Origin of the sequence: Citrobacter sp. C1, assembly GCF_014596895.2 — a bacterium.
GTDB lineage: Bacteria > Pseudomonadota > Gammaproteobacteria > Enterobacterales > Enterobacteriaceae > Citrobacter > Citrobacter gillenii.
Window position 1 is genome coordinate 1,787,146 of the sequence record NZ_CP115035.1, and the last position, 12,891, is coordinate 1,800,036.

General features: G+C 53.8%; 10 protein-coding genes. 6 read left to right on the forward strand and 4 right to left on the reverse strand.

From position 1 onward, the window contains the following. Positions 1-194: 194 nt before the first annotated feature. Genes fruB through fruA form a run of 3 tightly spaced genes read left to right on the forward strand, consistent with a single transcriptional unit; the run spans position 195 to position 3,965 of the window. Positions 195-1,325, forward strand: coding sequence for a fused PTS fructose transporter subunit IIA/HPr protein (fruB, locus tag IB214_RS08600; protein ID WP_117343458.1), 1,131 nt, complete (start codon positions 195-197; stop codon positions 1,323-1,325). After that, positions 1,325-2,263, forward strand: coding sequence for a 1-phosphofructokinase (gene fruK / locus IB214_RS08605; protein WP_003834544.1), 939 nt, complete (start codon positions 1,325-1,327; stop codon positions 2,261-2,263). Before fruB ends, fruK begins: the two co-directional genes overlap by 1 nt. Before the next feature lie 16 nt (positions 2,264-2,279). Next, a complete protein-coding gene (fruA, locus tag IB214_RS08610) occupies positions 2,280-3,965 on the forward strand; it encodes a PTS fructose transporter subunit IIBC (RefSeq protein ID WP_117343459.1) in 1,686 nt (561 codons plus the stop codon). Between the two features lie 63 nt (positions 3,966-4,028). Here the strand turns inward: fruA and nfo are convergent, their stop codons facing one another. Beyond that, positions 4,029-4,886: a deoxyribonuclease IV gene (gene nfo, locus IB214_RS08615; protein WP_117343460.1), complete on the reverse strand. Its 858-nt coding sequence runs from the start codon at positions 4,884-4,886 to the stop codon at positions 4,029-4,031. Between the two features lie 149 nt (positions 4,887-5,035). Then, the gene (locus tag IB214_RS08620) at positions 5,036-6,085 is read right to left on the reverse strand and encodes a YeiH family protein (protein WP_117343461.1); all 1,050 of its coding nucleotides are present in this window, start codon (positions 6,083-6,085) and stop codon (positions 5,036-5,038) included. 131 nt (positions 6,086-6,216) lie between these two features. Between IB214_RS08620 and yieE the strand changes: the two genes are divergently transcribed. Both yieE and lysP read left to right on the forward strand, forming a co-directional pair. Next, complete coding sequence (gene yieE, locus IB214_RS08625) at positions 6,217-7,086, forward strand: DNA-binding transcriptional regulator YeiE (protein ID WP_115258025.1); 870 nt, start codon at positions 6,217-6,219, stop codon at positions 7,084-7,086. Positions 7,087-7,246: 160 nt separating this feature from the next. Beyond that, the gene (lysP, locus tag IB214_RS08630) at positions 7,247-8,722 is read left to right on the forward strand and encodes a lysine-specific permease (protein WP_096756479.1); all 1,476 of its coding nucleotides are present in this window, start codon (positions 7,247-7,249) and stop codon (positions 8,720-8,722) included. A 67-nt stretch (positions 8,723-8,789) separates the two neighbouring features. Here the strand turns inward: lysP and IB214_RS08635 are convergent, their stop codons facing one another. Both IB214_RS08635 and fghA read right to left on the reverse strand, forming a co-directional pair. Further along, positions 8,790-10,775, reverse strand: coding sequence for a ligand-gated channel protein (locus IB214_RS08635; RefSeq protein WP_115258026.1), 1,986 nt, complete (start codon positions 10,773-10,775; stop codon positions 8,790-8,792). Positions 10,776-11,050: 275 nt separating this feature from the next. Continuing rightward, complete coding sequence (gene fghA / locus IB214_RS08640) at positions 11,051-11,887, reverse strand: S-formylglutathione hydrolase (RefSeq protein ID WP_096756481.1); 837 nt, start codon at positions 11,885-11,887, stop codon at positions 11,051-11,053. A 322-nt stretch (positions 11,888-12,209) separates the two neighbouring features. Here fghA and folE point away from each other — a divergent pair, with 322 nt between their 5' ends. Continuing rightward, on the forward strand, positions 12,210-12,878 hold the full coding sequence (gene folE, locus IB214_RS08645; RefSeq protein ID WP_096756482.1) for a GTP cyclohydrolase I FolE: 669 nt from the start codon (positions 12,210-12,212) through the stop codon (positions 12,876-12,878). Positions 12,879-12,891: the final 13 nt, after the last annotated feature.

Sequence of the window (12,891 nt, forward strand, 5' to 3'; positions counted from 1 at the left end):
TGATGCACAGAAGAAAAAATGTGCGTTATATCTAAATTCAGCAAGCAAATTGCTAACTTTACTTGCGTGCTGAAGCAGAAAGCGCAAAACTTCTTGAAACGTTTCAGCGTCATCTTTTCTTAAGTGTTGGAGTTGGGTGGCGCCTTTTTTCTCATGTTAGCTGAATCGTTTCAATTCAGCAGGAGAGGAGAACCATGTTCCAGTTATCTGTTCAGGATATTCACCCGGGCGAACAGGCCGGAAATAAAGAAGAGGCCATTCGCCAGGTTGCTGCCGCGTTAGTGAAGGCTGGCAACGTGGCGGAAGGCTACGTCAACGGCATGCTGGCGCGCGAGCAGCAAACATCTACTTTCCTCGGCAACGGTATTGCTATTCCTCACGGTACCACGGACACCCGTGATCAGGTGTTGAAAACCGGGGTGCAGGTATTCCAGTTTCCGCAAGGTATTACCTGGGGTGAAGACCAGGTTGCATATGTGGCTATTGGTATTGCGGCCAGCTCCGACGAACATCTGGGTTTGCTGCGTCAGCTGACACACGTACTCAGCGATGATTCGGTGGTTGAACAGCTGAAATCCGCCACCACCGCAGAAGAACTGCGCGCGTTGCTGATGGGTGAAAAGCAGAGCGAACAGCTCAAACTCGACAACGACATGTTGTCGCTGGACGTGGTCGCCGGTTCGCTGGTCACGCTGCAAGCCCTGAATGCCGCGCGTCTGAAAGAAGCGGGTGCGGTTGATGCTAACTTTGTTGCCACGGCTATCAATGAGCAACCGCTGAACCTCGGTCAGGGGATTTGGCTGAATGATTGTGCTCAAGGCAATCTGCGAAGCGCAGTTGCGCTCAGCCGAGCGGCAAATGCCTTCGACGTAGAAGGCGAGACGGCCGCGCTATTGGTGACCGTCGCGATGAATGACGATCAGCCCGTGGCAGTGCTCAAGCGCCTTAGCGATTTGCTGCTGGAAAATAAAGCTGACCGCTTGCTGAAAGCGGATGCAGCGACCGTACTGGCCCTGCTGACCAGTGATGATGCGTTAACTGATGATGTGCTGAGCGCAGAGTTTGTTGTGCGCAATGAGCATGGTTTACACGCCCGTCCGGGCACCATGCTGGTGAATACCATTAAACAATTTAACAGTGAAATTACCGTGACAAATCTTGATGGAACCGGAAAACCGGCAAATGGACGCAGTCTGATGAAAGTTGTGGCGCTGGGCGTGAAGAAAGGACATCACCTGCGCTTTACCGCCCAGGGCGAAGATGCTGAACAGGCGCTGAAAGCGATTGGCGAGGCCATCGCAGCCGGTCTTGGGGAGGGCGCATAATGAGCAGACGTGTCGCAACTATTACCCTGAATCCAGCCTATGACCTGGTCGGCTTTTGTCCGGAAATTGAACGCGGTGAAGTGAACCTGGTAAAAACGACCGGCCTGCATGCCGCGGGTAAAGGCATCAACGTTGCCAAGGTACTGAAAGATCTGGGGATCGACGTCACGGTGGGTGGTTTTCTGGGTAAAGATAACCAGGATGGCTTTCAGCAGTTGTTCAGCGAACTGGGGATTGCCAACCGTTTTCAGGTGGTGCAGGGGCGTACCCGTATTAACGTCAAGCTGACTGAAAAAGACGGTGAAGTTTCTGACTTCAATTTCTCCGGTTTTGAAGTCACCCCGGCGGACTGGGAACGCTTTGTGAATGACTCCCTGAGCTGGTTGGGCCAATTCGACATGGTCTGCGTCAGCGGCAGTCTGCCAACCGGCGTGAGTCCGGAAGCCTTCACCGACTGGATGACGCGCCTGCGCAGTCAGTGTCCATGCATTATCTTTGATAGTAGTCGTGAAGCGCTGGTTGCAGGTTTGAAAGCGGCGCCATGGCTGGTGAAACCCAACCGTCGTGAGCTGGAAATCTGGGCGGGCCGTAAGCTGCCAGAAATGAAAGATGTGATTGAAGCTGCGCATGCGCTGCGTGAGCAGGGTATTGCGCATGTGGTGATTTCCCTCGGTGCGGAAGGTGCATTGTGGGTTAACGCTTCTGGCGAATGGATTGCTAAACCGCCGTCAGTTGAGGTGGTCAGCACCGTAGGCGCAGGGGATTCGATGGTTGGCGGTCTGATTTATGGCCTGCTGATGCGTGAGTCCAGCGAACACACTCTGCGTCTGGCGACTGCCGTTGCCGCCCTGGCGGTAAGCCAAAGCAATGTCGGCATTACCGATCGTCCTCAGTTGGCCGCGATGATGGCGCGCGTCGACTTAAAACCGTTTAACTGACAGCAGGAGAGGCATAATGAAAACGCTGCTGATTATTGACGCTAATCTCGGCCAGGCTCGCGCTTACATGGCGAAAACCCTGCTTGGAGCGGCGGCACAAAAAGCGCATCTGGATATTATCGATAATCCGAATGATGCAGAGATGGCGATTGTCCTGGGTGACACCCTCCCTAACGACAGTGCGCTGAACGGCAAAAAAGTTTGGCTGGGAGACATCTCCCGTGCGGTGGCGCATCCTGAACTGTTCCTGAGCGAAGCGAAAGGTCATGCGAAACCCTACAGCGCACCGGTTGCGGCAGCGCCTGTAGCTAGCAGTGGCCCCAAACGCGTGGTGGCGGTAACGGCCTGTCCGACCGGCGTGGCGCATACGTTTATGGCGGCTGAAGCCATTGAAACTGAAGCCAAAAAACGCGGCTGGTGGGTGAAGGTTGAAACCCGTGGTTCAGTAGGCGCAGGCAATGCGATCACCCCGGAAGAGGTGGCGCAGGCCGATCTGGTGATTGTGGCGGCGGATATTGAAGTTGATCTGGCGAAATTTGCCGGAAAACCGATGTACCGCACCTCTACCGGACTGGCGCTGAAGAAAACCAAGCAGGAGCTGGATAAAGCCGTAGACGAAGCGACGCCGTACCAGCCTGTAGGGAATGGGCAGTCCGGAGCAACAGAAGGTAAGAAAGAGAGCGCAGGTGCATACCGTCACCTGCTGACCGGCGTGTCTTACATGCTGCCGATGGTGGTTGCCGGTGGTCTGTGTATTGCACTGTCTTTTGCCTTTGGTATTAAAGCATTTGAAGAGCCGGGCACACTGGCTGCGGCGTTGATGCAAATTGGCGGCGGTTCAGCCTTTGCGCTCATGGTGCCGGTTCTGGCGGGTTATATTGCATTTTCCATCGCTGACCGTCCCGGTCTGACGCCGGGTCTTATCGGCGGTATGCTGGCGGTTAGTACCGGTTCTGGCTTTATTGGTGGGATTATCGCCGGTTTCCTTGCCGGTTACGTGGCGAAACTCATCAGCACCAAGCTGAAGCTGCCGCAAAGTATGGAAGCGCTGAAACCAATCTTGATCATTCCGCTGCTCTCGAGCCTGGTGGTTGGGCTGGCAATGATTTACCTGATTGGTAAACCGGTTGCCGGTATTCTGGAAAGCCTGACCCACTGGCTGCAAACCATGGGAACGGCGAACGCAGTGCTGCTTGGGGCGATTCTTGGCGGCATGATGTGTACCGACATGGGCGGTCCGGTCAACAAAGCGGCGTATGCTTTCGGTGTCGGCCTGCTCAGTACGCAGACGTATGCACCGATGGCGGCTATTATGGCGGCGGGGATGGTTCCCCCTCTGGCGCTGGGTCTGGCTACGCTGGTGGCGCGTCGTAAATTCGACAACGCACAGCGTGAAGGGGGCAAAGCGGCTCTGGTGCTGGGCCTGTGCTTCATCACCGAAGGGGCGATCCCGTTCGCCGCCCGTGACCCGATGCGTGTACTGCCATGCTGTATCGTCGGTGGCGCGCTGACCGGCGCACTGTCGATGGCGGTGGGGGCGAAGCTGATGGCGCCTCACGGCGGCCTGTTTGTGCTGCTGATCCCTGGCGCGATTACGCCGGTAGTGGGATACCTGCTGGCGATTATTGCCGGTACGCTGGTAGCGGGTCTGTCTTATGCCTTCCTGAAACGTCCAGAAGAGGACGCGGTGGCGAAAGCATAATTTCTGCTGCTGATACAAAAGGGCCGAATCATCGGCCCTTTTTTATTCACTCAATCCACCCGATCAGGCGGCGGCAGAATCGGTTTGCTGCGCTTTCAGCCAGGCGATTTCTTCCGCCCAGATATCTGGATTGATGGTTTCCAGCACCAGCGGAATGCCGTCAAAACGGTCATCCTGCATAATCCAGCGGAAGGCGTCGTGACCGATATTGCCTTCACCTAAGCTGTGATGGCGGTCAACGCGGCTGCCAAACGTGCTTTTGGCATCGTTCAGGTGCATCCCACGTAAATAGTTAAAGCCGACAATACGTTCGAATTCGGCAAAGGTCTTTTCACACTCGGCGGCGCTTCGCAGATCGTATCCGGCGGCGAAGGCGTGGCAGGTATCAATGCAGACGCCCACGCGGGATTTATCTTCTACGCCATCGATAATGGCGGCCAGATGCTCAAACTTAAAGCCAAGATTGCTGCCCTGACCGGCTGTGTTTTCAATAACTGCGGTTACGCTCTGGGTCTGCGCGAGGGCAATGTTGATGGACTCGGCAATACGTGCCAGGCATTCGTCTTCCGGGATCTGCATTAAATGGCTGCCCGGATGAAAGTTAAGCAGGGATAACCCCAGCAGCTCGCAACGCTGCATTTCATCAATAAAGGCATCGCGTGATTTTTCCAGCGCCTCGCTGACCGGGTGGCCGAGGTTAATCAGGTAGCTGTCGTGAGGCAGAATTTGTGCGCTGCTAAAGTGATACTTCTCGCAGGCCGACTTGAAGTCATCAATGACGTCAGTAGTCAACGGCGCGGCGCGCCATTGGCGCTGATTTTTGGTGAACAGGGCGAATGCGGTGGCATCGATTTCTGCGGCGCGAATAGCGGCATTGGCCAGACCGCCAGCGGCGCTTACGTGCGCTCCAATATATTTCATAATTGATTCCCCAAATAGTTCGAGTTGCAGGACAAAACGCAATACGTTTTGAGCAGCGCATGCAACTCGAAATATGACGGGAAAAACCCGCCATACTCAAATACAAAAGGGGAGAGTATAGCGGGTCAACGGGGGTTAGTCGTGTTTGATTATGCCATCACGCTGTGAATCAAAACGTTGATTGCACCACCACCGACAATCAGCCAGACAAACAGCACCAGCGCCATCAGTAACGGTTTGGCACCGGCCTTTTTCAGCGCGCTGACGTGAGTGGTCAGCCCAAGTGCGGCCATCGCCATTGCCAGCAGCACGGTATCGAGGGTGACCAGCATGTTCACCACAGACTGCGGCAGCAGGTGGAACGAGTTAAATATCGCCACCACAATGAACAGGATGGCAAACCACGGAATGGTGATTTTGCTCTTTTCGCCGCCGTTAGCCGGAGACAGTTGTTTCACACGAGCGGCCAGCAGGATGAGGAACGGAGCCAGCATCATGACGCGCAGCATTTTGGCAATAACGGCTGCGTTTTCTGCATCCGGGTTAATCGCATGTCCGGCAGCGACAACCTGTGCGACTTCATGCATGGTTGACCCAATGTAAATCCCGTAGGTTTCAGGGCTAAACCAGTGCGAAAGCAACGGATACATCGCCGGGTACAGGAAGATAGCAATGGTACCGAAGATGACCACGGTGGCGACAGCGACCGTCACTTTACTGGCTTCTGCTTTCACGACCGGCTCTGTTGCCAGTACTGCCGCGGCACCACAAATGCTGCTCCCGGCGCCAATCAGCCAACTGGTGTGTTTGTCCAGACCAAACACCTTCTGGCCGAGGAAGCAGGCAAGCATAAAGGTGCTGGTCAGCGTCAACGCATCGATCACAATCCCGCTGACACCAACGTCAGCAATCTGCGAGAAGGTGAGACGAAAGCCGTAAAGGATGATCCCCAGTCGCAATAAATGTTGTTTCGCAAACAGTACGCCGCCGTCACAGCTTTTCCAGATGTGCGGATAGACGGTGTTGCCGAGGACCATCCCCAGTAAAATGGCTAAGGTGAGGGCGCTGAACCCGGCCCCCGCAACCGCGGGGATAGAACCACCCCATAACGCGGCTCCGGTGATGACTGCGCTCAGGGCAAGCCCCGGAATAAAATGCCACACTGTACGTCGATGATTCTTTAGGGCGAGTTCGGTCATAACCCCTCCTGTCAATGGAATGATTTCTTGGAGAAAATAGTAAGGTGAAGTGGTTTAAAAATAAAATTGATTATATATTTATAATTAATCTGAATAAGTGGTAAACACGGGCCATCTAGAGGAAAACGACCATGCATATCACCCTGCGACAACTTGAAGTATTTGCCGAGGTACTGAAAAGTGGCTCGACAACCCAGGCCTCTGTCATGCTGTCATTGTCGCAATCCGCAGTGAGCGCAGCGCTGACTGATTTAGAAGGCCAGCTTGGCGTACAGCTGTTCGATCGCGTAGGTAAACGTCTGGTGGTCAATGAGCACGGGCGTTTACTCTATCCCCGCGCGTTGGCGCTGCTTGAGCAAACGGCCGAGATAGAACAGCTTTTCCGGGAAGATAATGGGGCGATTCGCGTCTATGCCAGCAGCACCATCGGCAATTACATTTTACCTGCCATGATTGCCCACTATCGTCATGATTTTCCCGATCTGCCGTTGGAACTGAGCGTGGGGAACAGCCTGGACGTAATTAATGCCGTACTGGATTTCCGGGTCGACATTGGACTGATAGAAGGGCCATGCCACAGTACGGAAATCATCTCAGAACCCTGGCTGGAGGATGAGCTGGTGGTGTTTGCTGCACCGACGTCACCGCTGGTAAAAGGTCCCGTTACGCTTGAACAACTGGCGGCTTCACCGTGGATCCTGCGCGAGCGCGGGTCCGGTACGCGTGAATTGGTGGATTACCTACTGTTATCTCATTTGCCGCGATTTCAGATGGCCATGGAGTTGGGTAACTCCGAGGCCATTAAGCATGCTGTGCGTCATGGGTTAGGGATTAGCTGCCTGTCACGTCGGGTGATTGAGGAGCAGCTACAGGCGGGAACGCTGAGTGAAGTGCCTGTACCGTTACCGCGTTTAGTCCGTACTCTTTGGCGTGTCCATCACCGTCAAAAACATCTCTCCAATGCGCTGCTGCGCTTTTTACGCTACAGCGACCAGCAGTAGGGCGGCGATATTTTTTCAGGCAGCATGCCGACTATTTTCGGCTTTACTTATAATCCACGGCCAGTCATGAAGGTCTCTTATAACAGCGTATTTGTGCCGGAAGAATGCCATTTCGTCTGCTACAATCGCGCCTCATTTTTTGGATGGATAGCATTTTCCCATGGTTTCCGAAACTAAAACCACAGAAGCGCCCACGCTACGTCGTGAACTGAAGGCGCGCCACCTGACGATGATTGCCATTGGCGGTTCCATCGGTACGGGTCTTTTCGTTGCATCTGGTGCAACCATTTCTGCGGCGGGTCCAGGCGGCGCGCTGTTTTCCTATATTCTGATTGGCCTGATGGTGTACTTCCTGATGACCAGTCTCGGTGAACTGGCTGCGTACATGCCGGTTTCTGGTTCGTTCTCCACTTACGGTCAGAACTATGTAGAAGAAGGCTTTGGCTTCGCGCTGGGTTGGAACTACTGGTACAACTGGGCGGTCACCATTGCCGTCGACCTGGTCGCTGCGCAGTTGGTGATGAGCTGGTGGTTCCCGGATACGCCAGGCTGGATCTGGAGTGCGCTGTTCCTGTGCGTCATCTTCCTGCTGAACTACATCTCTGTTCGCGGTTTTGGTGAAGCAGAGTACTGGTTCTCGCTGATCAAAGTCACCACCGTTATTATCTTCATCGCGGTTGGCGTGCTGATGATTTTCGGCATCTTCAAAGGCGCTCAGCCGGTGGGCTGGAGCAACTGGACTACGGGAGATGCACCTTTCGCCGGTGGCTTTGCAGCCATGATTGGTGTGGCGATGATCGTCGGCTTCTCCTTCCAGGGTACTGAGCTTATCGGTATTGCGGCGGGTGAATCTGAAGATCCCGAGAAGAACATTCCGCGCGCGGTGCGTCAGGTGTTCTGGCGAATCCTGCTGTTCTATGTGTTCGCGATCCTGATTATCAGCCTGATTATTCCGTATACCGATCCAAGCCTGCTGCGCAACGATGTGAAAGACATCAGCGTCAGTCCGTTTACGCTGGTCTTCCAGCACGCGGGCCTGCTTTCTGCGGCTGCGGTAATGAACGCTGTGATCCTGACCGCGGTGTTGTCGGCGGGTAACTCCGGTATGTATGCCTCAACGCGCATGCTCTACACCCTGGCATGCGACGGCAAAGCGCCGCGTATTTTCGCCAAATTGTCTCGTGGCGGCGTCCCGCGTAATGCGCTGTATGCGACCACGGTGGTGGCAGGTTTGTGTTTCCTGACCTCTATGTTTGGCAACCAGACCGTGTACCTGTGGCTGCTGAACACCTCCGGTATGACGGGCTTTATCGCCTGGCTGGGGATTGCCATCAGCCACTATCGCTTCCGTCGCGGTTATGTGATGCAGGGGCGTGATATAAACGATCTGCCGTATCGTTCAGGCTTCTTCCCGCTGGGACCGATCTTTGCGTTCGTGCTGTGCCTGATTATCACCCTGGGGCAAAACTACGAAGCGTTCCTGAGAGACACCATTGACTGGGGCGGCGTGATGGCGACCTATATTGGTATTCCGCTGTTCCTGATTATCTGGTTCGGCTATAAACTGACCAGAGGGACGCGTTTCGTGCGTTACAGCGAAATGCAATTCCCGGATCGCGTGAAGAAATCGTCTTAAGCATTTTGGCAGGAAATAACAAAAAACCCCGGCAGGGTAAATGCCGGGGTTTTTTATTGCGTCAAACTTAGAAGTTATAGGTCAGGCCAACCGTGTAACGACGACCATCGAGTATGGTGTCATAGGTCTCGTAATCGATTTGCTTATCCAGCACGTTGTACACGCCAGCGGTGGCCAGCACATCCTTGCTCACGTAGTAACGCACACCAACATCGACTTGAGTATAGGACGGTGTCCCTTGAGCCATCGACGTACGGCTCAGGTACTCAGAGGTTTTCCCGCGCAGGTTCAGACGGCTCCAGAAACCGAGATCCTGCGTGGCCTGCCAGTCCAGCGTGGTGTTAAACATATGCTTCGGCATTTTGTTTAACGGCTGACCGGAGAACTGACCGCTTTTCTGTTCAGATTCGGTGAACGTGTAGTTTGCCGTCCAGTTGAGATCGGAGGTGATTTTCCAGCCGAAGGTGGATTCTACGCCGCGCATATTGGCTTCATCGACGTTAACGCGATCGCTGACAAAATCATAGTGGGTTCCGCCGATGGTACAGGCCGGATCGGCGCTGCTGTTACAGCGGCGAACTTCGGTGATCTTGTCTTTGAAGTCGGTGTTGAACAGCGTCACGCCCGCGTTGAGGTCGTTGCCGTTATCCCACAGCAGGCCGATTTCTTCGCTCAGGCTCTTTTCCGGTTTCAGATCCGGGTTGCCCACAATGATGCCGTTCAGACGACCACCGCCAGTCACCTGTCCCCAGCTTGCTGACGACTGGCGCAGATCCGGCGCGCGGTAACCTGCAGACACGCCGCCTTTCAGGGTCCATTGATCGCTGAGATGCCATACGCCGTAGCCGCGTGGTGTCCAGTTATCACCGTAGTTTTCATCTTTATCCATACGCAGGCCGCCGGTCAGCGTGAAGGTATCGGTTACGGCCCATTCATCTTCAGCAAACAGCGCCCAGCTCCAGCGGGTCAGCTTGTTCAGACCGTCTGCCGCTTCCAGCTGGTTACCATTATCGCGCAGTTTTTCATAACGGTACTGTCCGCCTGCCGTCAGGGTATGTGCCCCGAGGAAAATCTGGTTCTGATTGTTAAAAATAGTGTTATAGGACTTCATCTGACGACCCGGGTTATCGGTCTCTTCCTGCTGAATATAGCTGGTGGTGTTGAAGTCGTCGTAGTAACCGCTGTGGGTTAATGAATAGGTCGTGTGCACATACTTGTTTTCGCTTTTGCTGTTTGGCTTACAGCTTCCGTTGCGACAGCTTTCTTCTGCTGTGGATTTACCTGGCGTACTGTCTCGATCCTGCAGTTCACGGGCGTAATCGAAGTCAATGTCGTTTTTATCATCCGGCGTAAGGTTCAGGGTTAATCCCCCATTACGCATACGCTGTTCGTTATAACCATTGACGATTTCATCTTCGGCACGGTGAGAGAATAACCCGGTGACTTTTGCGCCGAGTAATCCGTCAATCAGCGGCCCGGACGCATAGGCGTTAGTCTGGTAAATATCGCCGGAGTCACGGTCTTCCTGGAAGGTGGCGTCACCATGTAGAGAACCACTCCAGCCTTTGGTATTCGATACCTTTTTGGTGATCACGTTAATCACCCCGCCCATTGCATCGGAGCCGTACAGCGATGACATGGGGCCACGGATCACTTCGATGCGTTCAATGGATTCCAGCGGCGGCAGCCAGCCTTGTTCAATGCCGGAGTTATCGCTGTTCGGTCGCGTGCCGCGTGTGCTGATCCGCTTACCGTTGACCAGGAAGAGCGTGTACTGCGAGGCCATCCCGCGGATGCTGATATCACTGCTGCTACCGCCACCCGTGACGACGACGCCAGGCACGTCTTTGAGCGCATCGGTGACATCGCGGTAGGCTTTATCCTCAATTTGCTGCTTGGTGATCACAGAAATAGAGGCGGGGGCATCCTGAATCTTTTGCTCGAAACCGGTCGCGGTGACCACTACGGTATCCTGGTCAGCGGCATAGACGAGTGATGGGAGGCTGGCGACGCATACTGCGGCAGCAACGGCCTTAACGTGAGGTATAGTCATTTGTATCATTCCATTTAAATGAATCTAACTGCGTGTCATGTGAAAGGCCATGACAATTGTATGTATTTGTCTTTTAAGGACTCTTTTCAGTAAAGAAGCGGAGGGATTGTACAAAAGTATGAATTTTTGTAAACACAAATGATAATAGAAATCATTTGTGTTTGATGTGGTATTATGGGAAGTGTTTATAAAATCAAAGAGATAGCTGTTAAATAAAAATGGAGAAAAAGTGAAGGAATGATGGAGAAACAAAGAGGGCTTGCGCCCTCGGGGGGTTACTTCAGCAGATACTGCGCGTGGAAGCGCAAGTGATCTTCAATGAACGACGCAATAAAGTAATAGCTGTGATCAAAGCCTGGCTGGATACGTAACGTCATCGGCCACGCGGTCTGACGGGCTACCTCCGCCAGTACGGCGGGCTGGAGCTGATCGGCAAGGAACTGATCGCTATCACCCTGATCGATAAGCGTTGGAATTGCCTCTTCCGGTTTACTGGCTAACATTAACGCGCAGCTGTCCCATTCGGCCCAGGTCGATTTATCCTCGCCCAGATAGGCGCTAAACGCCTTCACGCCCCACGGCACGCGACAGGGGTTAACAATCGGTGCAAAGGCGGAAACGCTGGTGTATCTGCCGGGATTTTTCAGCGCCATAATCAGTGCGCCGTGACCGCCCATCGAGTGTCCGCTGATGGCGCAGCGCTCGCTGACGTTAAAATGCGCTTGAATAAGCTGCGGCAGCTCATCCCGCAAATAATCATACATGCGGAAATGCGCGGCCCAGGGGGCCTGGGTAGCATTGAGATAAAAGCCGGCGCCCTGGCCTAAATCGTACCCGTCATCGTTCGCAACGTGTTCACCGCGTGGGCTGGTATCCGGCATCACCAGTACGATCCCCAACTCAGCCGCAATGCGCTGCGCACCCGCTTTGGTGGTAAAGTTTTCATCATTACAGGTCAGGCCCGACAGCCAGTACAGTACCGGAGGCGGCGTATTTTCGCGCGGCGGTGGGAGAAAAATGCTGAAGGTCATGGTGCAATTTAAGGTGGCGGAATCATGACGCCAGCGTTGCTGCCAGCCTTCAAAACAGCGGTGCTCTTCGAGCATTTCCATGCACGGCTCCTTGTTGTGTTGAATCTGAATATGTTTGCGAATTCACCATAATACAGATAATTCATGATGCCGTGAGTAACTTTCACTTCCGCAATGGGCAAACATACATCATCATCTATATAACCTCGCGTTAACACTCCGTATCGACCCGATCGAGCGGTGCATGAAAGCCACACGCTGAAAGGCGGTGCCAATTTCAATAATTATCGCGGTGAATACTGGATTATGTGCGCAGCCTCACGCACAATGTTCTGGCTGTGACACAGCCTAAAAACTTTGCCCCACGCAGGGCAGAGGCGCCACACCTGCAGGAGAAGAATAAATGTCATCACTCAGTAAAGAAGCGGCCCTGGTTCATGAAGCGCTGGTTGCGCGTGGTCTCGAAACACCGCTGCGCCCGCCCGTGCAAGAGATGGATAACGAAACGCGCAAACGTCTTATCTCCGGCCATATGACCGAGATTATGCAATTGCTCAATCTCGATTTGAGCGATGACAGCCTGATGGAAACGCCGCATCGCATCGCAAAAATGTATGTCGATGAGATTTTTTCCGGTCTCGATTACGCCAATTTTCCCAAAATCACCGTCATTGAAAACAAAATGAAGGTTGATGAAATGGTCACCGTTCGTGATATCACGCTGACCAGCACCTGCGAACATCACTTTGTCACTATCGATGGCAAAGCGACGGTGGCGTATATCCCGAAAGAATCTGTGATTGGTTTGTCGAAGATTAACCGTATCGTGCAATTCTTTGCCCAGCGTCCGCAGGTGCAGGAGCGTCTGACCCAACAAATCCTGACCGCACTGCAAACCCTGCTGGGAACCAATAATGTGGCGGTGTCGATTGATGCGGTGCATTACTGTGTGAAAGCGCGCGGTATTCGCGATGCGACCAGCGCCACTACGACCACCTCACTGGGCGGATTATTTAAATCCAGCCAGAATACGCGTCAGGAATTCCTGCGCGCTGTACGTCACCACAACTGACAAGGGCAGGACC